This window comes from Mycolicibacter nonchromogenicus (assembly GCF_002101775.1).
GTDB lineage: Bacteria > Actinomycetota > Actinomycetes > Mycobacteriales > Mycobacteriaceae > Mycobacterium > Mycobacterium nonchromogenicum.
On record NZ_LQPI01000085.1, the window covers coordinates 1 to 25,417 of the forward strand.

Genomic DNA, 25,417 nt, shown 5'->3' on the forward strand with positions numbered 1-25,417 from the left:
CACCACCGCGCACACTCCGCCATCGGAGGCAAACCGCCGATCACCCGGCTGACCAACCTCCCTGGACATCACAGCTAACGCAGCGTCGCGGTGCCGTCTTCGTGTACCTCGACCGCAGCACCGGCGATGTCTTCGCGCACCGTCGCCTCGGCGGCATCGGGGTCGGCGATCACCGCCAGACAACGCGCCCCGTCGGGGGTGCGGACCGCCAGGAACGCCTGGTGAGGGTTCCCGTCGCGGTCGAACGGAGTGGTCCACGACTCGACCTCACCGGTCCCCTGCCACTCCACCGACGATGGCCGGGTGGGTTGGGCGTCGACTTCGGATTGCACATCCTCCCAACGGAATCCGTCGCTTGGCGGCTGCGTCCCATAGACCCCGAAGCTGTGCTTGGTCAGATAGCCACCGTTGGCGGTGATCAGACCGCGCCGCCCCGGATTGGCCACCAACAGTTCGGCCATCGTGGCGATCGAATGCATGACGTAGTTGTTCCACGGGCCACCGGCGAAGGTGAGCCCGCCGGTCACCGTCAGCGGCCGAGCGGGATCATCGGTGGGCAGGCCCAGTTCGGCGGCCGCAACCTGTACCGCCGACGGGAAGCACGAGTACAGGTCGACGTGATCGATCTCGGCGATGTCACCGACCCCGGCCAGTTCCAGCGCCCGAGCCCCGGCGATCCGGATCGCCGGCGAGCGATGCAGTTCCGCGCGGTTGGCGATGGCGTAGGTGTCATGAGCGTCGGTGCCGGCCTGCGGGAAGACCCAGGTGTGCGACGGAACTCCCAGATCAGTGGCGGTCTGCACCGAGGTCAGCACCAGTGCGGCCGCCTGATCGACCATGTTGTTGGAGTTCATCAATTTGGTGTAGGGCCAGCTGATCATTCGATTCTTCGGACCCGGCTGCCAGATCTCCACGGCGCTGACCGGTTGACGGATCCACGCGTGCGGATTGTCCACGGCGACCGCATTGAACCGCGACCACAGTTCACCGATGCGCCGGCGATGGTCGTCGATCTTCTCCCCCGCGGCGATCCGCAACGCCTGCTCGAACAGCGGGTAGACGTTGGCGGGACGGTCCAGCCCGATCCGCTCTTCGGCCGGTCCGACCATCGGCACATCTTCGCCGTCGCAGCGCGCCAGCGGGACGGTGTCGTCCTGCTGGGTCCAGACCAGTTTGCTTCCGGCGCGCCGGAGCCTGGTGCGCGTACGCCACGTCTCGCCGCCGGTCAGCAGCACAACTCCTGAGCGTCCGTCGAGAATATCCAGGCAGGCCTGATTGACCAGGGACTGCGGCACATTGCCGCCCACGGGGGTGTAGCGGGTGTCGGAACACTGCGCGCCGATCCGCTGTGCGATCAGCGCGGCCGGGTCGCGATACCGGGCCGAGAGCAGGTTCACCACCCGAATCGAGTCGATCGCGCGCAGCACCCTCTCGTCGACGGCGCGGCGTACCGCGGCCACCATCAGATCGACGGGTTCGACGGGCTGGGTGTCGTCACGGTGACTGATCTGGCCGTAGCCGATCAGCACCGGGGTCCGGGGGTCCACAGGCATGGACGTCAGACTAATCGGCGGCGAAGATCACTCCGTCGGCCAGGCGCACCGGGGTGGAGGCGGCTACAGCCCGGCATTCACGGTTCTGACCGGCTGCGCGGCACAGCCGGATCAAAACGGTGACTCGTCCATCAGGGCGGCCGCCAGCCGGCCGGCGATCTTGCTGGCTTCATCATCGACCCGGTCACCACAGGCTTTGATATCGAGGACCAGGTCGTTGACCACCCGCATCACACGCTGGCAGGTGTAGCGCTCACCGCCCACCCGGGTGAATGTCTGGGCGATCTGAGGAACATCCCCGACCACCTCCCCGACCTGCCAGGTGTAGGTTTCCCCTCCGCGATAGGCCGCACTGACTGTTTGTCCTGCACAGGCCTTCCATGGCAGCGCTGAAGCCCGGACAAACGCCTCCGGCCGATCAGTCTCAGGCGGGAACGCCGTGACGTCCTGGTCGACGAAGAAATTGTTGTCGAGTCCCGCACGCGCCATGCCGCCGCGGTCCTCCGATACCCGCCAGGTGGGTTTCCCCCCTCCGCTGTCCCGATACGCCCGGTCCAGGCCGGGATAAAGAACGCTCGCGCATTCCGGGGGTGAGACCTCGATCTCGCCCTTTATGTGCTTAGCCTTGCGGACCCCGCCTTCGGCGGTCGTCATCCCAGCGGTCCCCATGATGGTGTTCAACGTGCTGTCTTCGAGCAGGTCGACGTCGGGTCCTTTCGGGTCTTGCTGGCTGTGCAGTACCGCCACCACCACCGTGGCGAGGACCGCCAACCCGACCGCGGAGCCAAGGATCCACCTGCTGTGCGCCAAGCCCGTCCGGCCGGCCTCTGCGATACGGGAACTGCTGGCAGCAATGACAACCGGCCGCGCCCGGGTGGCCGTCGACTCCCCGGAGTCGATCGTGTCCGACGACGCCGGCAGGGCGATGTCTGACCCCGGCTCCGCGGGAGATGACTCGGTTGATCCGCGACTCGATCGCGGCCGCTCCACCGAGATCTGCTCTGCGGGCGACTCAACCAGTCGGGGACTGGAGAAGGGCACCGTCGTCAGCCCGATGGGCGCCGAGAGATTGGCGTCGCACGCGGACAGCAGGGCGTCCACCTCACCGCGAATACGCCACGTCACATCCGGACGATCACGTAAGAGATACAGCAGTCGAACGATGTCGCGCAGCGCTGCCGGATCGGCACAGTCCTCGGCGAGCTTGTGCCGCAACTCCAACACCAGCCCCGCCTGATCGTGGTGGCTCAGCGCGGGATGGGAGAGAACCGAGGCCATCCGCATCAGGTAGGCGAAGGGCACCTCCGGCTCCTCGGGCAGGACCTCCGGCAGCGGACCGCACTGCGCCCGACACTTCTGCACAGCCGCGAGCAACCGGATTTCATTGTCGGGGAACGGATTGCGAAAATCGATGATGTGTGTCGCAGCAAGTGGTGTGACCCGCACACTGTCTACCGAGCCGATTTGGACCGGAAGAATGGGGCGGCGAAGCGCCTGCGCATACCGCAACTCTGCCGCGCAGGGTTTGGACGCCAATGCGTTGTTCGACAGGGCGATGATGAAGACCTTGCTGTCGCGGATCTTCTCCAGAATTGACTGCCACCACGCCTCGCCGCCGCCGAGCTCATCGTCCAGCCACACTTCCCTACCAGTGCGCCGCAGCACGGCCAGCAAGCCGTCGATCGCCGACCTGTCTTGGCTGGCGTGACTGACAAAAAGCATCATCGCCTCCGAAAAAATCAACTACCGACTGAATCTACTGCTTAAACTCCGTAAGACAATACTGAAAGACGGATTTAATGAGCCCAATTCCAATTCGGTGCACCACAGAGCATCTAACGAGGCGATGGCACTCGCTCACCAGACCTCGCCGACTCGCCCGGTTGGCAATTGCCGGCGCGGTTCCGCTGGTGGCGTGGCTGTGCGTGCTCGCCAAGTGGCCGCAGACAGCGAATTGGCTCGACATTCCAGAGTCAGTGCTGGTCGCGCTGACCGTGATAGCACTGACCTCGGTGTGCGTCCTGGTTCTGCGTGCACGTGGTGACCGACGGCCGGGGACTGCGGCGGCCGCCATTGCGGTGGGACTGGCTGCCACAGGTGCGCTGTTGGGGCTCAGTTCCTTGTGGGATTGCCACGGAGGCGATCACATGCCCGTCTTCCAGCCGCTGATCTGGACTGCAGAGCTGATCAAAGGGGGCTCGGCCGAGGCTGCGATCAAAAGCGGGGCCTGCCCCCACCCCACTCCAGCGGCCCTGGTGGTGGCTCAGCTCGCGGCGCTGGGAGCCATCTTCACCGGGCTCTCCGGCGTGGCATTCGCACTCTTCCGGTCACAGGTCGACCGGCTGCAGGCAAACCACGCCTCCTCGGTCACCGCCGTCATCGGCGTCGACACCGACTCGAGCGCGATGTTGGGGGGTATCGCGCGGACCCTGAACCGACGCGACACCCTCGTGGTCATCGTCGACACGGCCGACGAACACAGCGCGCACGGCGCCCGCACTCTGGGCGCCCGAGTGGTAACGGTCGATCTCAATGCCCCGTCGTCGCTCACCTCGCTCCCGTTGTGGCGGCGCCTCCAGCGCTTGTACTTGCTCTCGGGCGATCCGTCCAACAACCTGCTGTGGCTGGAAGCCGTCACGGAGGCACGTGAGCGCGCGGGCAATCGGGGGCGGTTGCCACTGGTCGTTCGGGTAGATGACCCGTGGCAAGCAGAGGCCTGGCGAACTCAGCAACTCGGCGGAGCCGATTCCCAATGGGCCGTGGACACCCTCGGAAAATATGAGCTCACCGCCAGTTGGCTGATGGACACCATTCTCGCGATCAAGGTCGTTCGCCGCGTCTTCGTCTGCGGCACGTCCCAGCTGACTCTGGCGCTCTGCGCAGATCTGACTCGCCGCAAGCTGGAGCGCGACTACTACAGCCCCCCAACGGAAGCCGAATTGCCGGCGTTCACTCTCGTCGGCGAAGACGCCGACGAGAGTCACCGTGACCAGGAGTTCCAGCGCGAACAGTTCGGCCTCCTGGCAGCGGGACCGACCATTGACGTGGAGCCGACCACACCGACAATTCCGGTGCTGGAACGGCTGATCAATACCGGCGACCCGGCTACCAGCGCCGTGATATTCGTCGATGACTGGACACGTGGACCCCGAGGAGCCGCAACTCTGGGAAGCCGGCTGGCTGCCCGCTTCCCCACCCTGCCGGTGTACAGCTGGGATCCAGACAGCCAGGTGAGCAACAAGCCGGTGCCCATCGTCGGGCGGTTACGCACCTTTCGGCTGATGCTGGAGTTTCCCGACTGTGATGCCCCTGACGTTTGGGAGCGGGCCGCCAGCCTCATTCATGAGCGCTACCTGTCCACCCTGGACCCGGAGGACACATTGCTTCCATCGAGATTGCCGTGGACCCAACTCAACGAGTTCTACCGCGGGTCCAATCGACGGCAGGTCCGCAACGCCCTGTGGATGGTCGAGCAGATTGCCGGGCACACCTGGAACCCCTGGGGCGACGTACCGACACCGCTGGCAGAACGCGACATTGTCGGCCTCCCCCCACTCAAGCAGCTCGAGAAAATGGGTTTCGACCACGCCTCGGCGATCGAGATGGCTAGAGCCGAGCACGAGGACTGGTGCCGCTACTACCGCAAGAACAGCTGGAAATACGGCCCCAACCGCGACGACAGACGGCAGATCCACGACAAGCTTGTCGGCTGGTCTGTCGTCCAGTCAGATCAGCGACTCCTCGACGGAGTCCTCCGGAGTGTGGCGAACACACTGTGGAGCCTGCGTCAGCTCGGCTACCGATCTCACCCGGTGTGGTGGCCCTACGCCCGAGCCGGGACCGTGACCGCCGAGCAGCGCGATGCGCCGTGGACGTGGATATCGCCGTCCGGGGCGACGATGCAGGCGGACCCCGGTGACTGGCTGGTCCATGACGGGGGTGCGGCCTGGTCGGTACGCAACGACATCTTCCGTTCCACCTACCGGCATATCGGGGGAAAGAAATGGCAGAGATGCGGAACGGTTCTCGCGCGACCCGCGCGCCCGGGTGAAACGATCGAGACCGCCGAGGGCCCCACTGCCGCCGCTGACGGCGACTGGGTGGTCAAAGGCGAAGCGGGCGACCAATGGCCGGTTCCAGCCGATGTATTCGCGCTCCACTACGCACAACTTCCTCCCGCGTAGACCAGCCCGACGCAGCCCCGGAGGTTCGTTGTCGCTAATCGGCGGCGAAGATCACTCCGTCGGCGATCAGGCGGTCGGTCTCGGCGTCGTCGAGTCCGAGCACCGAACGGCAGATGTCCCGGGTGTCCTGACCGGGCAGCGGGGCGGGGCGCTGCGGCGCGACCGGGATGTTGCGGAACGGCGCGGGACCGGTCTCGGCGGGCAGCGGGTGTTCGATCAGCGGGTGAGTCATCGCCGCGTAAAGCATCCGGTGCGCCAGCTGGGGGTCGTCGGCGACGTCGGGTGGCCGGTTCATCGGCGCGGCGGCCACCCCGCCGGCCTGCAACAGTTCCGCCACCGCCGACGGGCTGCGGGTCGCGGTGTGGCGGCCCAACGCTTCCGCCAGCTCCCCGCGATGGGTGGCACGACCGGCACCGCTGCTGAAGCGTTGCTCGGCTGCCAACTCGTGATCGCCGAAAGCTGAAGCGACAGATCGCATATCGGCGTCGGTGCGGATCGAGATCACACACCACTCGTCATCGCCCGCGCACGGGCAGACCAGGTCCACCGCGGTGTCCGGTGCGACCGCAGCGCCCGCGGCGTGCGCGACATAGCTGGTGTCGAGTTGGTTGATGGCGGTCTCGGCCTGCGACACGTGCACGTGACTGCCGGCGGCGGTTCGCCGGGTTCCGATCAGCGCGGCCAGTGCGCCGATCGCGGCGACCCGGGCAACCACGTGGTCGGGAAAGACCGTGGTGGCGTCGTAGAACGGATGACGCTCGGAGTCGGCGGCACCATCCGGGGAAGTCCACAGCGAGGTGACCCCGGCGGTGGCACGCACCAGCGGGCCGTATCCCATCCGGCCGCTCCACGGCCCGGACTCACCGAAAGCGCTGCTCTCGGCCAACACGATCCGCGGATTGATGCCACGCAGCACCTCATAGGAGAAGCCCAGCGCGGCAAGCGTTCCCGGCTTGAAGTTGGCGAGCACCACGTCCGCTTCGCCGACCAGTCGGGTGAAGATCTCCTTGCCCTGTGGACTGCGCAGATCCAAACCGAATCCCGACTTGTTGCGGTGGGTCCAGGCGAACGACTCGCTCATCGCCTCACCCGGGCGGGCCTGACGCAGTCCGTCCGGGTAGGCCGCGCTCTCCACCTTGATGACCTCGGCACCCAGGTCGGCGAAGATCCGGCTGGCCTCCCCGCCCGCCACAATGATCCCCAGGTCGATGATGCGCAGTCCCTCGAACGGGCGGGCACCGACCTCGCCGGCCGTTGCCTGCTCCAGCGGTTCGGCCAGCCAGCCGGCGCTCGCAGCATCGCCGGGAGCCGGAGCCGGGGCCCGGAATCCGGCCCGGTGATCGTCGACCACGTAGTAACCGGTCGGGATCGCCGCGGTCAGCCCGGGAACCAGCTCGGTCTGGGCGACCGCCCCCGCGACCACGAAGTGCTCCTCGGTCAGCACCTTCGCCGGATCTCCCACCGCCGCGATCGGCACCCCCCGGGATTGCCCGGCGCTGACCAGATCCACCATGTCCTGGTCGGCGAAGAGCTTGCGCAGCAGCACGCTGATCTGCGGCCAGACCGCAAACCGTTCGCCGATCACGCCGTACTTGGGGTCGGCGAACTCGGCCGGCTCCCCCAGCCAGGTCCACAGGGCCCGCCACTGGCGCGGGGACATGACACAGAGCCGGACGTAACCATCGCGGCACGCGTAGATCGGATAGGCGTCCTGATTGCGGGGCCGGCCGCGCCACCGGCTCGACTTGCGTTGGGCCGCGGCGGCCTGGCCGTGCGCCCCGAAGATCGGATCGAGGACAGCCACCACCGCGTCGAACCGGGAGAAGTCGATGTAGTCCCCGGTGCCGCTGCGCAGCCGGTTGTAGTAGGCGACCAGCGCCGCCCAGGCGGCCTGCACCGCCGCGGTCGCCGAGGCGATCCCGTCGGGCGGCAGCACCGGCGTTCCGGTGGTCGGCCCCGACCGCGAGAGGGCTCCGGACAGTGCGTAGAGCACCGCATCGGTGGCTTGCCAGGTGGAGCGGGGGCCGCTCGTCCCGAAGTCGGTGACCGACATCGTCACCAGGTGGGCGAACCGGTCAGCCAGTTCCGCGCAGGAGGTGCCGAACGCCGCGGCGCGTCCCGGCCCGCCGCTGTCCACCACGATGTCGGCGGTGCCGGCCAACTCGTCGAACCGGCGGCGGTCCCGCTCATCGGCAGGATCCAAGATGATGCTGCGCTTGTTGGCGTTGTGCAGCGCGAACGCAATGCTCACCCCGCCCAGTAGCGGCGGAGCCGTCCGCGCCGGGCTGCCCCCGGGCGGCTCCACCTTCAGCACGTCTGCACCCAGGTCGGCGAGCAGTCGGGTGACCGCATCGGCGTCCCCGCCGGCCAGGTCGAGTACACGTACGGATTGCAACAGCACGGTGACAGGGTAATGAATCGGTTGCTGCGGTCCCTGTTCGGCGGGACAATCGCAAAGATGAGTGCAGCCGACGCGCCACCATCGACCCCAGCACTCTCCGACGACGACCTCGCCCTGCTCGATGCCTACTGGCGGGCGGCCAACTACCTCTCCGTCGGGCAGATCTATCTGCTGGACAATCCGCTGCTCACCGAACCGCTGCGGGCCGAGCACGTCAAACCCCGGCTCCTGGGGCACTGGGGAACCACGCCGGGCCTGAACCTGCTGTACCTGCACCTGAACCGGATCATCCGGGAACGCGACGCCGACGTCATCTTCATCACCGGCCCCGGCCACGGCGGACCGGCTCTGGTGGCCAACGCCTATCTCGAGGGCGCCTACAGCGAGGTGTACACCGGCATCGGCGAGGATGTCGACGGTCTGCGGAAGCTGTTCCGGCAGTTCTCATTTCCCGGCGGCATCCCCAGTCACGTGGCAGCTGAGACACCGGGCTCCATCCACGAGGGCGGCGAACTCGGCTATGCGCTGGCGCACGCATTCGGTGCGGCATTCGACAACCCGGAGCTGGTGGTCGCCTGCGTGATCGGGGACGGCGAGGCCGAGACCGGGCCGCTGGCGGCCAGCTGGCACTCGAACAAGTTTCTCAACCCCGCCGTGGACGGCGCAGTGCTGCCCATCCTGCATCTCAACGGCTACAAGATCGCCAATCCCACTGTGCTGGCTCGTATTCCGCAGACAGAATTGGAGACTCTGCTACGCGGCTACGGGTACCGGCCGATCGCCGTCGCCGGCGACGATCCCGCCGCGGTACATCGGCTGCTCGCCGCCGCCCTCGATGACGCGTTTGACGACATCGCGGCGATCCGGCGGGCTGCGCGCACCGAGGGCTCGTCGATGCGGCCGGTGTGGCCGATGATCGTGCTGCGCACCCCGAAGGGGTGGACCGGACCGAAGGTGGTCGACGGGCAGCAAGTGGAGGGGACCTGGCGGGCACATCAGGTGCCGCTCGCGCAGACCCGTACCGACCCCGAGCACCGCCGCCAACTGGAGGAATGGCTGCGCAGCTACCGCCCGGCGGAACTGTTCGACCCATCCGGACGCCTGATTCCGGAGTTGGCGGCGCTGGCACCGCGCGGGGACCGCCGGATGAGCGCCAACCCGCATGCCAATGGCGGGTCGGTACTGCGGGATCTGGACCTGCCCGACTTCGGCGATTATGCGGTGCCGGTGACCCGGCCCGCCACCGAGCTGCACGAGGCCACTCGGGTGCTGGGGACGTATCTGAGCGACGTCATCGACCGCAACCGTGATCGGTTCCGGTTGATGGGTCCCGACGAGACGGCCTCCAACCGGCTCTCGCCGGTCTTCGACACGACCGACCGGGTGTGGTTGTCGCAAACCCTCCCCGATGATGATCACCTGGCCCCGGACGGACGTGTCCTGGAGGTGCTCTCGGAGCACCTGTGTCAGGGCTGGCTGGAGGGCTATCTGCTGACCGGCCGGCACGGGCTGTTCAACTGCTACGAGGCGTTCGTGCACATCGTCGACTCGATGTTCAACCAGCACGCCAAGTGGCTGGCGACCAGCCGCGAACTCCCGTGGCGACAGCCGATCGCCTCGCTGAACTATCTGCTGACCTCGCACGTCTGGCGCCAGGACCACAACGGGGCGTCGCACCAGGATCCGGGCTTCATCGATCTGGTGGCCAACAAGCGGCCCGAGGTGGTGCGGGTCTATCTGCCGCCGGACGGCAACACACTGCTGTCGGTGGCCGATCACTGCCTGCGCAGCCGCAACTACGTCAACGTGATCGTCGCCGGCAAGCAACCTGCCCTGGCCTACCTCGATATGCCCGCCGCGGTGGCGCACTGCACCCGTGGTCTGGGTATCTGGGAGTGGGCAAGCACCACCACCGGTGAGCCGGATGTGGTGCTGGCCTGCGCCGGGGATATTCCGACCCTGGAAACCCTGGCCGCTGCCGACATCCTGCGCAACGAACTGCCCGACCTCGCCGTGCGGGTGGTGAACGTGGTCGACATCATGCGCCTGCAACCGGCGACCGAGCACCCGCATGGATTGCCGGACAACGAATTCGATGCGCTGTTCACCCGCGACAAGCCGGTGATCTTCGCCTATCACGGCTACCCCTGGCTGATCCACCGGCTCACCTACTCGCGCGCGAACCACGATCAGATGCATGTGCGCGGCTACCGCGAACGCGGCACCACCACCACACCGTTCGACATGGTGATGCTCAACGATCTGGATCGATTCCACTTGGTGATGGACGTGATCGACCGGGTGCCGCAACTGGGCGGCCGCTGCGCGGTCCTGCGCCAGCGGATGGTCGATGCGCGGATGGCCGCGCGGCGCTACACCCGCGAGCACGGCGAGGACGACCCCCAGATCACCAATTGGACCTGGCGATCGGGCGCCGACCCCAGCGGCGGCGAGATAGGGTGACGGCCATGACTGCTCACCCCTCATCGGTCGGGATGCGCCGCAAGGCGATGTCGTTGCTGATCGGCGCCCTCGTCGCGTCGGCCACCATCGCCGGCGCCGGGGTGGCCGGCGCTACGCCGGACCACACCAGGGTGCCGGTCCGCTACGACCTCTCCGGTAGCGGGGTTGCCAGTTACATCACCTACCAGAGCCAGAACGGTCAGGCGCACGCCACCAATGCCCCGCTGCCGTGGTCCATCCAGCTGGCCGGCTCGATGACGAACGCCGCCAGTCCCAGCTCTTATTCGCTGAGCGCTCAAAGCGCCGGTCCCGGCGCCCTGACCTGCACGATCACCGTCAACGGCAAGGTGGTCAGCGAGAACACCGCCACCGGCAACCCGGCGCGGGTGCTGTGCGAAACCCACGGCCCCAAGTAGGCCGGCAGGGTCAAGAACGGTAGGCCGCCCCCGCGACGAACTGCTCCGTCCCGGAGTCGCGCGTAGAATTCCGTGCAATGTCTGGCCACGAGTTCGCGGTGCCCTGGGGGCGGCACCCGTTGGTGTCGCAACTCTCGGCGCTGAATCACTTCCGCACCTTCGTCGATGTCGCCGTCGTCGTGGTGGTGCTGGCCCTTGCCAATCTGATCGCCCACTTCACCACTCCCTGGGCCGCGGTCGCCACCGTTCCGGCCACCGCCGTCGGCCTGATCGCGCTGGTCCGTTACAACGGCCTGAGCTGGAGCGAGCTCGGCCTGGGTCGCGCACAGTGGAAAGCGGGGTTGGGCTACGCGCTGGCCGCAGTCCTGGTCGTGGTGTCGGTGATCGCGATCGGCGTGATGATGCCGGCGACCCGGCCGATGTTCTTGAACAATCACTACGCCACGGTCTCTGGTGCGCTGGTTGCGTCGATGGTCGTCATCCCGCTGCAGACCGTGATCCCCGAGGAGTTGGCCTTCCGCGGCGCGCTGCACGGCGCACTGCACCGGGCATGGGGGTTTCGCGGGGTGGCTGCGGCCGGCTCGTTGTTGTTCGGGCTGTGGCATGTTGCGACATCGCTGGGCCTGACCAGCAACAACGTCGGTTTCACCCGCGTTTTCGGGGGTGGGTTCTTCGGCATGCTGGCCGGTGTGACGCTGGCGGTACTGGCCACCGGCGCCGCGGGATTCATATTCAGCTGGTTGCGGCGCCGCAGCGGCAGTCTGATCGCGCCCATCGCGCTGCACTGGTCACTCAACGGGGTCGGCGCGCTGGCCGCCGCTCTGGTGTGGCAGGTGTCCTGAGCCGCCGTAAACCCCGGCGGTTCAGCGAGGCTCGACGCAGGAGAGGCGAAGCTGGGACCGCTGCATAGACACCGCGGTTCAGACCAGCAGCACGGCCGCGCCTGCGATCCGGCCCGCACCCAGGTCTGCCAACGCCTTATCGGCGTCACCCAGCGAGTACTCCGGCGTGGTCACGTCGATGTGGTGGGTTGCGGCGAAGTCCAGGAAGGCGTGGGCATCGGCGCGCGTGTTGGACGTGACCGAGCGGATCTGACGCTCACGGAACAGGTGGCGCTGGTAGTTCAGTGGCGGGATGTCGCTCAGGTGGATACCGGCGATGGCCAGTGTGCCGCCGGCGTCCAGCGCCTGGCAGGCCGGCAGCACCAGCTCGCCGACCGGGGCGAACAGGATCGCGGAGTCCAGCGGCACCGGTGGCGGATCGGCGGCGCCCTGAACCGAGGCAACGCCGAGCGCCAGGGCCAGTTCCCGCGCCTGCTCCCCGCGGGTCATCACGTGCACCTCGGCGCCGTTGGCGAGTGCGACCTGCGCGGTGATGTGTGCACTGCCCCCGAATCCGTAGATTCCCAGCCGGCCGCCCGCGGGCAGGTCTGCCCGCAGCAGAGACCGGTAGCCGATGATGCCGGCACACAGCAACGGCGCCAACTCGGTGTCGCGGTAGCCGCTGGGCAGGCGCAGCGCGAAAGCTGCAGGCACGACGGCGAATTCAGCGTACCCGCCGTCGGCGTCCCAGCCGGTGTAGCGCGACTGCGGGCATAGGTTCTCCTCGCCCCGGCGGCAGTAGCGACAGGTGCCGCAGGTATGACGCAGCCAGGCGATTCCGACCCGGTCCCCCACTGCGAACTCAGCACCGGCGTCCGCGCCGACCTCGACGACTTCGCCGACCACCTCGTGGCCGGGAATCACCCCCGGCCGGTGTACCGCAAGGTCGCCTTCGGCGACGTGCAGATCGGTGCGGCACACGCCGCAGACCTGCACCGCCACCAACAGTTCCGACGGCCCCGGTCGCGGCACCTCCGTGGTCACCCGCTCGAGTGGCCCGTCGGTTATCGGACCGGGTCGCTGGACGCGCCATCCCGTCATCGACATACCGGCTACCTGCGATCCCATGGACCTATGGTGCGCGTCCGACCGCCCTGACGGCTACCTGCGGCGTACCAGCCCCACCACCCACAGCAGGATGATGGCCCCGCCCAGGGAGACGAAGAAGGTGAACCACCTGCGGCCGTGCTCGACGTCGACACCGAGCCAGCCGAGCAGCATGCCACCGAGGAATCCGCCGATCACACCGATCGCGATGTTGAGCAGGATCCCCGTGCCGCCGCGCTTGAGGATGCGGTTCGCCAACCAGCCGGCGATGCCACCGATCAGGACATAGGCCAGCCAGCTGACCGACGTCGGGGTGGACAGTGCGGCAGCGAGACAGCCTCCGGCCATCGGTGCGACCAGTGGGGTTTACGCAGCCGGAGCAGGTGCCGGTGCGGGCGCAGGAGCCGGTGCGGGAGCCGGTGCCGGTGCGGGAGCCGGCGCCGGGATTCCCGGAACGCCCGGCTCCGGGGCAGGCGCGGCTTCGGCGGGTTCGGCCCCCAGCGGCCGGATGGATTCGGCCAGCGCGATGGCGGCGTTGGTGTCCACCGGGTTGTTGGCGGTGCCCAGCCACACCACGAACCACCGCTCGGTCTGCGGGCCGGTCCCGTCGGCCGGCGGCACACCGATCACGCCACTCCAGATCTGGCCGACCGGCTTGGCCGGGTCGGTGAACTTGACCTCGTAGTACGACGCGCTACCGGTCAGGCCACCGCCGTTGAGCGGAGCGCTCACCTGGTTTGCCCGGGTGCCGGGATAGGGCATGAAGAACTCGCCCATGTCCGATCCAAGGCGGGTCGCGGCCTTGGCGTTGTCGGTCTCAGCGCTGGCGTAGAGCCGCTGGTCGAGCTTGCCGAGCACGATCCGGGTGTCATTGGCCACCGGCACCGCTTGGCCCGGCAGGATCGGCTCGCCAGTCTTCTTGCTCAGCAGCGACGAACCGTACTCAAGGTGACTGGTGTCGGACTGCACCCAGCCGCCGGGCAGCACGAAGCTGAACCCGCCCGCGACGTCATCCACCCGGCCCACCTCCGGTGCGGCAGGCTCGGCAGGCTCACCAGGCGCAGCCGGGGCGTTGGGGTCGGCCGGCGGAGCGTCGGCCGGCGGAGCGTCGGTGTCGGCCGTCGGCGCGGGAGGAGGCGGCGGCACCGGGTCCGCGTACACCGGCGCTGCGACGGCGAATGCCAACGCACCCGCGACCGCGGCCACGGTCATCGCCCGAATTCCCTTTGAGGTCAGGTCCACCTGCTTCATGGCAGAAAAACCTACCGCGTTGCCATCGGTACGCAAGTTACGCCGTGCCGGGGTGTGTCGCGCGCAGGGTCACTTCCTGGGCTTTGACCCCGAACCAGACCGTTTGGCCCGGCACCAGGCGCAGTTCGGCCGCGGCTTCGGCCGTGATGTGGGCGGCCAGTCCCGGCGATCCGTCCGGCTGGTCCATGCCGCGCACCGAAACCGTGCTGCCGCGTGCGTCGAGCTCGGCGACGACGACCTGGTGCAGATTGCGGGTGCTGCCGCCGCGCGGCGGCTCGCGGTAGACCGCCACCGCCCGCGGCGCGCTGACCGCCACCGCGGGCCGGCCCGGTTCGACACCGTCGTCGGGGCGGCCATGCCATTGGTCTCCCCACTCGGTGCGCAGTACTCCGGTGGCCTCGATCACCCCGGCGACCAGGTTGAATCCGGCGATCTGCGCCCCGAAGCGGCTGCGGGGCGCGGCCAGTACGTCGGCTGCCCGGCCGACCTCGGCGACCCGACCGGATTCCAGAACCAGGACCCGGTCAGCCAGGGCGAATACGTCGAGCAGGTCGTGAGTGACCAGCACGGTGCTGCGACCGGCCTTGCCGAGCACGTCGTGCAGCACCGTGCGCACGGCCGACGCCGCGCCCACGTCGAGCCCGGCGAACGGCTCGTCGAGCAGCAGCACCTCCGGTTCTGCGGCCAGCGCACGGGCGATCGCGACGCGCTGCGCCTGCCCGCCGGAGAGCCGCCGCGGCCGGCGTTCGGCCAACTCTTCGGCGTCCACCGCGCGCAGCCACGGCGCCGCGAGGGTTCGGGTGTGTTTCCGGCGCAGGTCGAGGCGACGCCGGTGAGGCGAACCGAACGCCACGTTGGCCGCCACACTCAGATGCGGGAACAGCAGCGGATCCTGCAGCAGTAGGCCCACCCGGCGATCGCAGGTCGGCACCTGCACCCCGGCCCGGGTGTCGGTCAGCACGCGGTCACCGGCGCGGAGCAGGCCTTCGTCCGGTCGCAGCAGGCCCGCGATCACGTGCAGCAGGGTCGACTTCCCCGCACCGTTGGGCCCCAAGACCGCCAGCACCTCGCCCGGCGCGACGCTCAGCGTCACGTCCAGGCCGCGTTCGGCGACCACCGCGCGCAGCGTGAGCCCAGCGGTTTCGGCGCTCACCCGATGCTGCCCAGCCGTCGAGCACCCACGACCAGCACCACCGCAGCGGCAACGGCCACCAGCACCAGCGACATCGCCGCCGCGGCGTCGGCGTCCGACACGCGCTGCAGATAGATGGCCAGCGGCAGCGTCCGGGTGACGCCTTCCAGGGATCCGGCGAAGGTCAGCGTCGCGCCGAATTCCCCGAGGGAGCGCGCGAAGGCCAGAACCGCTCCTGAGATCAGGCCCGGGGTCAACAGCGGCAGGGTGACCCGCCACCACACCGCGCTGGGCCGGGCCCCCAAGGTGGCCGCCACCCGCTCGTAGTCGGCCCCGGCGGTCCGCGCCGCGCCTTCCAGGGCGATCACCAGGAACGGCAATGACACGAAGGTCTGCGCCAGCACCACCGCGGTGGTGGTGAACGCGATGTGGATTCCGGCTGCCTCCAGATAGCGTCCCAGCAGGCCGAGCCGGCCGAAGGCATACAGCAGCGCGATTCCGCCCACCACCGGCGGCAGGACCAGCGGCAACAGCACCAGCGGCCGGAGCAGGCGCACCACCCGCGCCTGGCTGCGGGCCAGCACCAGGGCCATCGGCACCCCGAGCACCACACACAGCACCGTGCTGGCCGCGGCGGTGCGCACGCTCAGCCGCAGTGCCGTGGTGGCCGACGGACTGCTGATCAACGACCAGAAATGCGGCCAGTCGACTTTGGCGGCGATCCCCACCAGTGGCAGCACCACGAACGCTGCGCCGATCGCGGCGGGCACATAGACCCAGCCCGGCAGATCATCAGGCCGGCGGACCACGGTGGGTCAGGGCTTACCGAAGCCGGCCGCGTGCAGCACCTTCTGCCCTGCCTCGCCGGTGACCAGGTCGACGAACGCCCGGGCCGGCCCGGGCGACGGAGCCTGACGTAACAGCACGATCGGGTAGGTGTTGACCGCGTCGCTGGCCTCGGGGAACTCGACGGTGGCCACTTTGTCGCCGGCGTACTGCGCGTCGGTGCGGTACACCACTCCGGCATCGGCTTGGCCGGTGGTGACCTTGTTGAGGACATCGGTGACGTCGGGCTCTTCGCTGACCGGGTGAAGTGTGACGCCGGTGGCCGCCTGGACCTTGTGGGTGGCCGCGCCGCACGGGACCGGGGTCTGACACACCACCACCGCGAGTCCGGGTGCGGTCAGGTCGGCGAAGGAGCGCACCCGGTGCGGGTTTCCGGGTGCCGTCACGATCACCAGCGTGTTGCTGGCGAACGGCACCGCCGCGTCGTCGAGCAGGCCGGCCTGCGAAACCTTCTCCATCTGGGCGGCGTTGGCCGAGGCGAAGACGTCGGCCCGCGCTCCCTGTGTCAGTTGGGTGGCCAGATCTGAGGAGCCGGCGAAGTTGAAGGCAACTTCCACTCCGGGGTTGTCGGTTTTGAACTGCTGGGCGATCTCGGTGAAAGCGGGCTCCAGCGAAGCGGCCGCGAACACCGTGATCGACGGTGCCGCCGGCTGAAGGCCACAGCCGGTCAGTCCCGCGGCCAGCATGACCGCCGCTGCGCCGCAGAGCACCTGGCTACGCCCCATAGCCTGGGAGCCTAGCGGTGATCGCAAGCGCGGCGAAGCAGCGCGCCGCGGGTCACCGCCGGCAGCACAGCGGTGATCGCAAGCGCGGCGAAGCAGCGCGCCGCGGGTCACCGCCGGCAGCACAGCGGTGATCGCAAGCGCTGCGAAGGAGCGCCGCGGGTCCCCCACCGGGCCATACGGCGGTGCTCGCAGGTCTGTGTCCGGATCGTGTCTGTGCCGAGTTCCGCCCTATCCCCGCAAATCGGCTACCGTCCAGTAACATAGCTCGGAACACGAGGAGGAACTACCGATGGATGTGCTGGTCACCGGTGGTGACACCGATTTGGGTCGCACCATTGCCGAGGGTTTCAGCGAGGCTGGCCACAAGGTGACGCTCGCCGGTTTGCGGGGCCCCGAGCTTGAGGTCGCCGCCAAGGAGCTCGACGCGGACGCGGTCGTCTGCGACAACACCGACCCGGCAAGCATGCTGCAGGCCCGCGGACTGTTTCCGCACCACCTCGACACCATCGTCAACGTCCCGGCGCCGCGCTGGCAGGGCGGCGACCCGCGCGGCTATTCGCTGGCCGACCAGGCCACTGCCTGGCGCAGCGCGCTCGACTCCACCGTGCTCTCGGCCGTGTTGACCGTCTCGACCATCGGCGACCACCTGCGCTCGGGCGGCTCCATCATCTCGGTGGTGCCGGACAACCCCCGCGACGGCAGCGCTGAGGCGGCGGTCAAGGCCGCGTTGGCCAACTGGACCGCCGGCCAGGCAACTACCTTCGGCACTCGCGGGATCACCGTCAATGTGGTGGCAGCCGGCGAACACGCCCGGCCGGGCTACGACGGGCTGACCCGGGTTCCGCCCACCGGAGCAGCCGAGATCGCCCGTCTCGCAGTGTTTTTGACTTCACCGGCCGCCCGGCACATCACCGGCCAGACGCTGCACGTCGGCCAAGGAGCACTGGCCAGCTTCGGCTGACTGTGACAGGAGTGGCTAATCCCACAACCACTGGATGCAGTGACCGCCTGTTAGGTCGACTAGCGTATTGGGTGAACGCAGTCACCGTCGAGGAGCAACCGGATTCCCATGAGCGCCCAGCCTGAAGTCACTGCGCAGCAGAGCCGACGACACCAGGTCGTCATCATCGGCTCGGGTTTCGGTGGGCTGACCGCGGCAAAGAAGCTCAAGCGAGCCGACGTCGACGTCAAGTTGATCGCCCGCACCACCCACCACCTGTTCCAGCCGCTGCTGTACCAGGTGGCGACCGGCATTCTGTCTGAGGGCGAGATCGCGCCGTCCACCCGCGTTGTGCTGCGCAAACAGCGCAATGTCCAGGTGCTGCTCGGTGATGTCACCCGTATCGATCTGGCCGGCAAGTTCGTCACCTCCGAGGTGCTCGGCCACACCTACGACACCCCGTTCGACACTCTGGTCGTCGCCGCCGGCGCCGGGCAGTCCTACTTCGGCAACGACCAATTCGCCGAATTCGCACCCGGCATGAAGACCATCGACGACGCGCTGGAGCTGCGGGGTCGCATCCTGAGCGCCTTCGAGCAGGCCGAGCGGTCCCGTGATCAGGCCCGGCGGGAAAAGCTGCTGACCTTCACCGTGGTGGGCGCCGGACCGACCGGCGTCGAAATGGCCGGGCAGATCGCCGAGTTGGCCAACTACACGCTCAAGGGCGCGTTCCGCAACATCGACTCCACCAAGGCGCGGGTGATCCTGCTCGATGCCGCACCGGCGGTGCTGCCGCCGATGGGCGAGAAGCTGGGCCGCCGGGCCGCCGAGCGGCTTGAGAAGATGGGCGTGGAGATCCAACTCGGGGCCATGGTCACCGACGTCGACCGCAACGGCCTGACCGTCAAGGACCCCGACGGCACGCTCCGGCGCATCGAGTCCCAGTGCAAGGTGTGGTCCGCCGGTGTCGCTGCCAGCCCGCTGGGCCGCGATCTCGCCGAACAGTCCGATGTGGAACTCGACCGCGCCGGGCGGGTCAAGGTGTTGCCGGACCTGTCCGTGCCGGGCCATCCGAACGTCTTCGTCGTCGGCGACATGGCGGCCGTCGACGGTGTCCCCGGTATGGCGCAGGGCGCCATCCAGGGCGCCAAACACGTCGCCAACATCATCAAAGCCGAGCTCGGCGGCGCCGACCCGGCTGACCGGGAGCCCTTCCAGTACCTGGACAAGGGCTCCATGGCCACCGTGTCCCGGTTCTCCGCGGTCACCAAGATCGGGCCCCTGGAGTTCAGCGGTTTCCTGGCCTGGCTCGCCTGGCTGGGACTGCACCTGATCTACCTGGTCGGGTTCAAGAACAAGATCAGCACTCTGCTGTCCTGGAACGTCACGTTCTTGAGCACCCGGCGTGGCCAGCTCACCATCACCGAGCAGCAGGCCTTCGCCAGGACACGTCTGGAACAGCTCGAGGTCTTGGCGGCCGAGGCGCAACGCGGCTCGGAACGCGCGGTCAGTTAGCCGGCCGACAGCGCCGGCGCTGTCGGCCGAGTCGGCTCACTCCGACAGGTTCTGCAGCCGGACCTGGCCGCGGGCAAGCACCCGCCGCTCGGCGTCGGTGATCGTCACCAACCACAACTGCTGGCGCCGGCCCCGATGAATCGGGGTGGATTCGGCATAGACGGTTCCCGACGACACCGCTCGAAGGAAGTCGGTGTTGTTGTTGACTCCGACCACGGTGCCGCCCGCCGGGCAGCCGTCGCGGTTGAGCCAGCTGTGCGCCGAGACGCTGGCCACGCTCTCGATGATCGAGCAGTACACGCCCCCGTGCACGATGCCCGCCGGCTGGCAGAGCTTGGGCTGCAGTTCCAGTTCGGCGCGCGCACCGTCTGGACCGACGTCGGTGTAGACCAGACCGATCTCGGAGTCGAAGGGCGCGGAGAACTCGGACGGAATCCCGGTGGCAGCCATGTGATGGTTTTACACGATGCCCGCACGGACGAGCCGAGCCCCGACCCCGTCGCAGCAGACGCTCAGCTTCTGATACGACGCCCGGTAGTAATTAAGGGTAGGCTTGCTCCGTTGCCCGGGGAGTTGATGACAAACATGGCGAAGCAGACCCATCTAGGGGACTTGGAACGCGCGGTGATGGACCATCTGTGGTCATCGCCGGAGTCTCAGACGGTGCGCGAGGTCCACGAAGCCCTGTCGACCCAGCGCGACCTCGCCTACACGACCGTGATGACGGTCCTGCAGCGACTGGCCAAGAAGAATCTCGTGTCGCAGATTCGCGATGACCGTGCACACCGCTACACCCCGGTCCGGGGCCGCGACGAATTGGTCGCCGGACTGATGGTCGAGGCACTCGATCAGGCCGCCGACTCCGGAGACCGCCGGGCCGCGCTGGTGCATTTCGTCGAACGCGTCGGCGTCGACGAGGCCGCCGCACTGCGGCGTGCGCTGGACGAACTGGAGGCCAAGCATCGCGTCCGCCTCCCAGGTAGCGGCCGACCTGCGTCCTGAGGGAGACTTACAGCGTGTCCGCGCTGGCCTTCTCCATCGTCGCGCTGCTGCTCGTAGGGCCCGTACCGGCCCTGCTGGCGCGCGCTGACTGGCCGCTTCGCGCTCCCCGTGCCGCACTGGTGCTCTGGCAGGCCATCGCGATCGCGGCGGTGCTGTCCGCGTTCAGCGCGGGTCTGGCCACCGCAAGCCGGCTGCTGATGCCCGGCCCCGACGGCCGTCCCACGTCGACGATTCTCGGCTCGCTCGATCGGTTGGGTTGGCCGCTGTGGACCTTCTACGTCGCGGTCTTCGTCTTGACCCTCATGGTCGGGATGCGCCTCACCTGGACGGTGTTGCGGGTCGCGATCCGCACCCGGCAGCGCCGGGCCCACCACCGCATGCTCGTCGACCTGGTCAGTGTCACCGACCGCCCACCCGCGGTGCGCACCAGTGGGCTGCGCATTCTGCAGGTGATGCAGCCACTGGCCTACTGCCTTCCCGGCGTGCGGAGCCGGGTGGTGGTCAGTTCCGGCACCCTCGACGCACTCGGTGACACCGAATTGGCCGCGCTGCTCTGCCATGAGCGGGCCCACCTGCGCGCCCGGCACGACTTGGTTCTCGAGGCCTTCTCGGCGGTGCACACCGCGTTCCCCTGGTTCGTGCGCAGCGCCAGCGCCCTGGACGCGGTACGGCTGCTGATCGAGCTGCTCGCCGACGACGCCGCCGTTCGCGTTGCCGGCGCCCCTCCCCTGGCCCGGGCCCTGGTGACCTGCGCCTCGGCCAAAGTCCCCGCCGGCGCACTGGCGGCCGGCGGCACCAACACGGTGCTGCGGGTGCAGCGGTTGTCGGGGCGGGGCAACAGTCCAGCGCTGGCTGCGGCCGCCTATTCGGCCGCAGCCGGGGTGCTGGCGGTGCCGACGGTGGCGCTGGCGGTACCGTGGCTGACCGAGCTGCACCGACTGATCGCGGGGTAACCCGCGCCGCCCGGCGGCCCGGGCATCGGATCACCTACCACCGAGAGGCGAATACATGAGCGCGTCGGACGTTGTTGGCACCGCCCAGATCGGCGTGACCGGACTGGCGGTCATGGGATCCAACATCGCGCGCAACTTCGCCCGCCACGGCTACACCGTGGCGCTGCACAACCGCTCGGTCGCCAAGACCGACGCACTGCTGGACGCCTACGGCTCCGAAGGCAGTTTCGTGCGCAGTGAATCGATTCCGGAATTCCTGGCCGCCCTGGAAAAGCCGCGCCGTGTCCTGATCATGGTCAAGGCGGGTGATCCCACCGACGCCGTCATCAATGAACTCGCCGACGCGATGGAGCCGGGCGACATCATCATCGACGGCGGTAACGCGCTCTACACCGACACCATTCGCCGGGAGAAGGCGATGGCCGCCCGCGGCCTGCACTTCGTGGGAGCCGGAATCTCCGGCGGCGAGGAAGGCGCACTCAACGGCCCCTCGATCATGCCGGGCGGCCCCAAGAAGTCCTACGAGTCGTTGGGGCCGCTGCTCGAGGAGATCTCGGCCCACGTCGACGGCGTGCCGTGCTGCACCCACATCGGGCCGGACGGCGCGGGGCACTTCGTGAAGATGGTGCACAACGGCATCGAGTACTCCGACATGCAGCTGATCGGCGAGGCCTACCAACTGCTGCGCGACGGGCTGGGACTGTCGGCTCCGCAGATCGCCGAGGTGTTCACCGAATGGAACTCCGGGGAGCTGGACAGCTACCTGGTCGAGATCACCGCCGAGGTGCTGCGGCAGGTCGACGCCAAGACCGGCCAGCCCCTGGTCGACGTCATCGTCGACGAAGCCGAGCAGAAGGGCACCGGGCGCTGGACCGTGAAGTCCGCTCTGGACTTGGGCGTTCCGGTCACCGGCATCGCCGAGGCGGTGTTCGCCCGGGCGCTGTCGGGCTCGGTGCCGCAGCGTCGCGCCGCGGCGGGTCTGGCGGCGGGCAGTCTCGGCGAACGCCCCGCGGATGCGGCCCGCTTCACCGAGGACGTCCGGCAGGCGCTGTATGCCTCCAAGATCGTCGCCTATGCGCAGGGCTTCAACCAGATTCAGGCCGGCAGTGCCGAGTACGGCTGGAATGTCACCCCGGGAGACCTGGCGACGATCTGGCGCGGCGGCTGCATCATCCGCGCGAAGTTCCTCAACCGCATCAAAGAGGCATTCGACACCGACCCCGACCTGGTGAGCCTGCTCGCGGCGCCGTATTTCCGCAACGCGGTCGAGGCGGCCATCGACTCCTGGCGGCGGGTGGTGACCACGGCGGTCAGCCTCGGTATCCCGGCCCCCGGTTTCTCCTCGGCCCTGGCCTACTACGACGGCCTGCGGACTGAGCGGCTGCCGGCCGCCCTGACCCAGGCCCAGCGCGACTACTTCGGCGCGCACAGCTACGGCCGGGTGGACGCGCAGGGCAAGTTCCACACGCTGTGGAGCGCCGACCGCAGCGAAGTGCCGGTCTAGGCCTCAACCAGCAGGCGCAGGATGGCCTCGGTGAAGGCCTGCGGGTCCTCGATCTGCGGATAGTGGCCCAGCTCCGGCAGCTCGACGACGTCGGCGGCGGGGCGCAGCTCGCGCAGGCCGTCCAGCACATTGGTGGTCGCCACCGGATCGCGCAGGCCCCACACGAAGCCCAGCGGCTTGGGCCAGTCGCGCACCGCGCCGTGCCAGCGCTGGGCATACGTCACCCGTTCGTCGAGGTAGGCCGAGAGCAGGTGTGCGATCCGGTTTCCGCCGTTGTGGGTCATCAACGCCCACTGCGCGTCGCCCTCATCGGCGCTCAGCGGGTGATCCGGGCTGAACAGCCGGCCGAACCCGCGAACGAAACTGCGCCGATTGGGCAACAGGGCCGCGATGGCGCCGAACGGGCTGCGCAGCACCTTCTGGATCGGCCGCAGGCTGGCCCGCTCCAAGATCACGCTGCCGTTGGTCAGCACCGCCCGTTGCAGGTCGAAGCTCAGCGCGCCGTCGATGTCGCGGGCCAGCAGTTCGGTGGCCACCGAGGTGCCCATGTCGTGAGCGACCAGGACCACCGGTCCGCTCACGTTCGCCGCCACCACCTGCTCCACCAGGTCGGCCTGTTCGAACAGGCTGTAGCGATGCGGGCGCGGCTTCTCCGACAAGCCGAACCCGAGGAAGTCCATGGTCAGCCAGGATCGGCCGCTGAGCCGCTCGGTGACCGACCGGAAGTCATATGACGAGGAGGGAAATCCGTGCAGCAGAAGGACAGTCGGCCCGTCCCCCACGCCTGATCGCACAAACACCCGGCCCGCGTCGGTGGACATCCACCGGCCGCCGTCTTGCCATTCACTCACACTGCTGCGCCACGTCGTATTCGTCATCGCGGTCATTGTGCGCTGCGCCCGCAGATCAGCGCAGGAAATCGGCGAGGGCCGGGCCTCGCGCGCCGGATCCCGGTGTGGCCGAGATCAAGTTTTCGTTCCGCGCGTGTCGGGCACCCGCCAGGTGGTATCCGCCGTCAGGCTGGCGGTAGCGTGGCTGACCGGGCTGAAAACGGTGTCGCCAGGGTGCCGCAGTCCGGTTTATGACGTGTGGAGGCGAACAGATGGGCTCTTCGGAACCCGACAGACCGGTGGTGGCCGCCCGATGAGATTCGTGAGCGGATACGACCCCACCCATGACCTGACCTACAACGACGTCTTCATCGTCCCCAACCGCTCCGCCGTCGACTCGCGCCTGGATGTCGACCTGTCCACCCGCGACGGGTCGGGCACCACCATTCCGGTGGTGGTGGCCAATATGACCGCGGTGGCGGGCCGGCGGATGGCCGAGACGGTGGCCCGGCGCGGCGGAATCGTGGTGTTGCCCCAGGACCTGCCGATCGACGCGGCGAGGCAGACCGTGGCCTTCGTGAAGAGCCGCGACCTGGTCGCCGACACCCCGGTGGTGCTCTCCCCCGAGGACTCGGTGTCCGACGCGATGGCCCTGATCACCAAACGCGCGCACGGCGTCGCGGTGGTGGTGGTCGACGGCCAGCCCACCGGCTTGGTCACCAAGGCGTGCTGCGAAGGCGTGGATCGGTTCAACCGGGTCCGCGATGTCGCGGTGGCCGAGCTGGTCAGCGCGCCGGTGGGCACCGATGCGCACGCGGTGTTCGACCTTCTGGAGCACGCGCCGGTCGACGTCGCGGTCTTGACCAATCCCGACGGCACCCTGGCCGGCGTGTTGACCCGGACCGGCGCGATCCGGGCCGGGATCTACACCCCCGCCACCGACGCGGCCGGGCGCCTGCGGGTGGCCGCCGCGGTCGGGATCACCGGGGACGTCACCTCACGGGCCGAGGCCCTGCTGTCGGCCGGGGTGGATCTGCTGGTCATCGACACCGCCCACGGCCACCAGGAAAAGGCCTTGCAGGCCATCCGCGCGGTCGCGGCGCTGAAACCGGATGTGCCCCTGGTGGCCGGCAATGTGGTGTCGGCGCAGGGCACCCGGGACCTGCTCGCCGCGGGCGCCGACATCGTCAAGGTGGGCGTCGGCCCCGGCGCCATGTGCACCACCCGGATGATGACCGGAGTGGGGCGGCCCCAGTTCTCCGCCGTGCTCGAATGCGCGACCGCGGCGCGCGAACTCGGCGCTCATGTGTGGGCCGACGGCGGGGTGCGCCATCCCCGCGACGTCGCGCTGGCCCTGGCCGCCGGAGCCTCGAACGTGATGATCGGCTCCTGGTTCGCCGGCACCTACGAGTCACCCGGCGATCTGATGCACGACCGCGACGGCAGGCCGTACAAGGAAAGCTACGGAATGGCATCCAAACGCGCGGTGGCCGCGCGCACCGCGGCCGACAGTCCGTTCGACCGCGCGCGCAAGGCACTGTTCGAGGAGGGCATCTCGACGTCACGGATGGCCTTGGACCCCGAACGCGGCGGCGTGGAGGATCTGCTGGACCACATCACCTCGGGTCTGCGCAGCACCTGCACCTACGTCGGAGCGGCCAGCGTGGCCGAGCTGCATGATCGGGTGGTGCTCGGAGTGCAGTCGGCATCGGGATTCGCCGAGGGCCATCCGCTACCGTTCGGCTGGTGAGACCCGTGGGCGCGAGCAGGCGTA

General features: G+C 68.6%; 21 protein-coding genes. 10 read left to right on the forward strand and 11 right to left on the reverse strand.

Going from position 1 to position 25,417, the window contains the following annotated elements; all coding sequences use genetic code 11:
- Positions 1–74: 74 nt before the first annotated feature.
- Both AWC18_RS19650 and AWC18_RS19655 read right to left on the reverse strand, forming a co-directional pair.
- Positions 75–1,553 carry an acetyl-CoA acetyltransferase gene (locus AWC18_RS19650; RefSeq protein ID WP_085139829.1) on the reverse strand — a complete coding sequence of 493 codons (1,479 nt, stop codon included), beginning with the start codon at positions 1,551–1,553 and terminating at the stop codon, positions 75–77.
- A gap of 111 nt (positions 1,554–1,664) precedes the next feature.
- Positions 1,665–3,278: a sensor domain-containing protein gene (locus tag AWC18_RS19655; protein ID WP_085139830.1), complete on the reverse strand. Its 1,614-nt coding sequence runs from the start codon at positions 3,276–3,278 to the stop codon at positions 1,665–1,667.
- A 158-nt stretch (positions 3,279–3,436) separates the two neighbouring features.
- On the opposite strand from AWC18_RS19655, the gene AWC18_RS19660 reads away from it, so the two are divergent.
- Positions 3,437–5,737: a hypothetical protein gene (locus tag AWC18_RS19660; RefSeq protein ID WP_234806602.1), complete on the forward strand. Its 2,301-nt coding sequence runs from the start codon at positions 3,437–3,439 to the stop codon at positions 5,735–5,737.
- Positions 5,738–5,771: 34 nt separating this feature from the next.
- Here the strand turns inward: AWC18_RS19660 and AWC18_RS19665 are convergent, their stop codons facing one another.
- The gene (locus AWC18_RS19665; RefSeq protein ID WP_085139854.1) at positions 5,772–8,156 is read right to left on the reverse strand and encodes a CoA transferase; all 2,385 of its coding nucleotides are present in this window, start codon (positions 8,154–8,156) and stop codon (positions 5,772–5,774) included.
- Between the two features lie 39 nt (positions 8,157–8,195).
- On the opposite strand from AWC18_RS19665, the gene AWC18_RS19670 reads away from it, so the two are divergent.
- The 3 genes from AWC18_RS19670 (at position 8,196) to AWC18_RS19680 (ending at position 11,859) form a co-directional block, all read left to right on the forward strand.
- On the forward strand, positions 8,196–10,601 hold the full coding sequence (locus AWC18_RS19670; protein WP_085139855.1) for a phosphoketolase family protein: 2,406 nt from the start codon (positions 8,196–8,198) through the stop codon (positions 10,599–10,601).
- Between the two features lie 5 nt (positions 10,602–10,606).
- Entirely contained in the window at positions 10,607–11,017 is a 411-nt protein-coding gene (locus AWC18_RS19675) for an MmpS family transport accessory protein (protein ID WP_234784524.1), read from the forward strand.
- Between the two features lie 77 nt (positions 11,018–11,094).
- Positions 11,095–11,859, forward strand: a complete 765-nt coding sequence (locus AWC18_RS19680; RefSeq protein WP_064998859.1) for a CPBP family intramembrane glutamic endopeptidase — start codon at positions 11,095–11,097, stop codon at positions 11,857–11,859.
- Positions 11,860–11,937: 78 nt separating this feature from the next.
- Here the strand turns inward: AWC18_RS19680 and AWC18_RS19685 are convergent, their stop codons facing one another.
- From AWC18_RS19685 to modA, 6 genes are read right to left on the reverse strand one after another with little or no spacing between them, the layout of a single operon-like run.
- A complete protein-coding gene (locus AWC18_RS19685; RefSeq protein WP_085139832.1) occupies positions 11,938–12,966 on the reverse strand; it encodes a zinc-binding alcohol dehydrogenase family protein in 1,029 nt (342 codons plus the stop codon).
- Between the two features lie 33 nt (positions 12,967–12,999).
- Positions 13,000–13,293 (reverse strand): GlsB/YeaQ/YmgE family stress response membrane protein, encoded by a 294-nt coding sequence (locus AWC18_RS19690; protein ID WP_085139833.1) that lies wholly within the window; start codon positions 13,291–13,293, stop codon positions 13,000–13,002.
- 18 nt (positions 13,294–13,311) lie between these two features.
- Entirely contained in the window at positions 13,312–14,196 is an 885-nt protein-coding gene (locus tag AWC18_RS19695) for an alanine and proline-rich secreted protein Apa (protein WP_085139834.1), read from the reverse strand.
- 37 nt (positions 14,197–14,233) lie between these two features.
- Positions 14,234–15,349 carry a sulfate/molybdate ABC transporter ATP-binding protein gene (locus tag AWC18_RS19700; RefSeq protein WP_085139835.1) on the reverse strand — a complete coding sequence of 372 codons (1,116 nt, stop codon included), beginning with the start codon at positions 15,347–15,349 and terminating at the stop codon, positions 14,234–14,236.
- Positions 15,346–16,137 carry an ABC transporter permease gene (locus AWC18_RS19705; protein WP_109560150.1) on the reverse strand — a complete coding sequence of 264 codons (792 nt, stop codon included), beginning with the start codon at positions 16,135–16,137 and terminating at the stop codon, positions 15,346–15,348. The genes AWC18_RS19700 and AWC18_RS19705 overlap by 4 nt, the downstream gene beginning before the upstream one ends.
- Before the next feature lie 6 nt (positions 16,138–16,143).
- The gene (modA, locus tag AWC18_RS19710) at positions 16,144–16,899 is read right to left on the reverse strand and encodes a molybdate ABC transporter substrate-binding protein (RefSeq protein WP_085139836.1); all 756 of its coding nucleotides are present in this window, start codon (positions 16,897–16,899) and stop codon (positions 16,144–16,146) included.
- Between the two features lie 289 nt (positions 16,900–17,188).
- On the opposite strand from modA, the gene AWC18_RS19715 reads away from it, so the two are divergent.
- A complete protein-coding gene (locus tag AWC18_RS19715) occupies positions 17,189–17,860 on the forward strand; it encodes an SDR family oxidoreductase (RefSeq protein WP_085139837.1) in 672 nt (223 codons plus the stop codon).
- Between the two features lie 108 nt (positions 17,861–17,968).
- On the forward strand, positions 17,969–19,354 hold the full coding sequence (gene ndh / locus AWC18_RS19720; RefSeq protein ID WP_085139838.1) for a type II NADH:quinone oxidoreductase Ndh: 1,386 nt from the start codon (positions 17,969–17,971) through the stop codon (positions 19,352–19,354).
- A gap of 36 nt (positions 19,355–19,390) precedes the next feature.
- Here ndh and AWC18_RS19725 read toward each other — a convergent pair whose 3' ends face one another.
- Positions 19,391–19,804, reverse strand: a complete 414-nt coding sequence (locus AWC18_RS19725; protein WP_085139839.1) for a PaaI family thioesterase — start codon at positions 19,802–19,804, stop codon at positions 19,391–19,393.
- 135 nt (positions 19,805–19,939) lie between these two features.
- Between AWC18_RS19725 and AWC18_RS19730 the strand changes: the two genes are divergently transcribed.
- The 3 genes from AWC18_RS19730 to gnd are packed head-to-tail and all read left to right on the forward strand — an operon-like array spanning position 19,940 to position 22,813.
- Positions 19,940–20,356: a BlaI/MecI/CopY family transcriptional regulator gene (locus tag AWC18_RS19730; protein WP_064996369.1), complete on the forward strand. Its 417-nt coding sequence runs from the start codon at positions 19,940–19,942 to the stop codon at positions 20,354–20,356.
- Between the two features lie 14 nt (positions 20,357–20,370).
- Positions 20,371–21,309: a M56 family metallopeptidase gene (locus AWC18_RS19735; RefSeq protein ID WP_085139840.1), complete on the forward strand. Its 939-nt coding sequence runs from the start codon at positions 20,371–20,373 to the stop codon at positions 21,307–21,309.
- 55 nt (positions 21,310–21,364) lie between these two features.
- Positions 21,365–22,813 carry an NADP-dependent phosphogluconate dehydrogenase gene (gnd, locus tag AWC18_RS19740; RefSeq protein ID WP_085139841.1) on the forward strand — a complete coding sequence of 483 codons (1,449 nt, stop codon included), beginning with the start codon at positions 21,365–21,367 and terminating at the stop codon, positions 22,811–22,813.
- Here gnd and AWC18_RS19745 read toward each other — a convergent pair.
- The gene (locus AWC18_RS19745; protein ID WP_420093370.1) at positions 22,810–23,700 is read right to left on the reverse strand and encodes an alpha/beta fold hydrolase; all 891 of its coding nucleotides are present in this window, start codon (positions 23,698–23,700) and stop codon (positions 22,810–22,812) included. The two genes, gnd and AWC18_RS19745, sit on opposite strands and share 4 nt — an antisense overlap.
- 256 nt (positions 23,701–23,956) lie before the next feature.
- On the opposite strand from AWC18_RS19745, the gene AWC18_RS19750 reads away from it, so the two are divergent.
- Positions 23,957–25,393: a GuaB1 family IMP dehydrogenase-related protein gene (locus tag AWC18_RS19750; RefSeq protein WP_085139842.1), complete on the forward strand. Its 1,437-nt coding sequence runs from the start codon at positions 23,957–23,959 to the stop codon at positions 25,391–25,393.
- Positions 25,394–25,417: the final 24 nt, after the last annotated feature.

Coding starts and splice junctions, on each gene's coding strand:
- AWC18_RS19690 (WP_085139833.1), bottom strand. CDS start 13,293: ATGGCCGGAGGCTGTCTCGCTGCCGCACTGTCCACCCCGACGTCGGTC.
- AWC18_RS19685 (WP_085139832.1), bottom strand. CDS start 12,966: ATGGGATCGCAGGTAGCCGGTATGTCGATGACGGGATGGCGCGTCCAG.
- AWC18_RS19695 (WP_085139834.1), bottom strand. CDS start 14,196: ATGAAGCAGGTGGACCTGACCTCAAAGGGAATTCGGGCGATGACCGTG.
- gnd (WP_085139841.1), top strand. CDS start 21,365: ATGAGCGCGTCGGACGTTGTTGGCACCGCCCAGATCGGCGTGACCGGA.
- ndh (WP_085139838.1), top strand. CDS start 17,969: ATGAGCGCCCAGCCTGAAGTCACTGCGCAGCAGAGCCGACGACACCAG.
- AWC18_RS19670 (WP_085139855.1), top strand. CDS start 8,196: ATGAGTGCAGCCGACGCGCCACCATCGACCCCAGCACTCTCCGACGAC.
- AWC18_RS19745 (WP_420093370.1), bottom strand. CDS start 23,700: ATGACCGCGATGACGAATACGACGTGGCGCAGCAGTGTGAGTGAATGG.
- AWC18_RS19680 (WP_064998859.1), top strand. CDS start 11,095: ATGTCTGGCCACGAGTTCGCGGTGCCCTGGGGGCGGCACCCGTTGGTG.
- AWC18_RS19675 (WP_234784524.1), top strand. CDS start 10,607: ATGACTGCTCACCCCTCATCGGTCGGGATGCGCCGCAAGGCGATGTCG.
- AWC18_RS19650 (WP_085139829.1), bottom strand. CDS start 1,553: ATGCCTGTGGACCCCCGGACCCCGGTGCTGATCGGCTACGGCCAGATC.
- modA (WP_085139836.1), bottom strand. CDS start 16,899: ATGGGGCGTAGCCAGGTGCTCTGCGGCGCAGCGGCGGTCATGCTGGCC.
- AWC18_RS19715 (WP_085139837.1), top strand. CDS start 17,189: ATGGATGTGCTGGTCACCGGTGGTGACACCGATTTGGGTCGCACCATT.
- AWC18_RS19730 (WP_064996369.1), top strand. CDS start 19,940: ATGGCGAAGCAGACCCATCTAGGGGACTTGGAACGCGCGGTGATGGAC.
- AWC18_RS19725 (WP_085139839.1), bottom strand. CDS start 19,804: ATGGCTGCCACCGGGATTCCGTCCGAGTTCTCCGCGCCCTTCGACTCC.
- AWC18_RS19750 (WP_085139842.1), top strand. CDS start 23,957: ATGAGATTCGTGAGCGGATACGACCCCACCCATGACCTGACCTACAAC.
- AWC18_RS19655 (WP_085139830.1), bottom strand. CDS start 3,278: ATGATGCTTTTTGTCAGTCACGCCAGCCAAGACAGGTCGGCGATCGAC.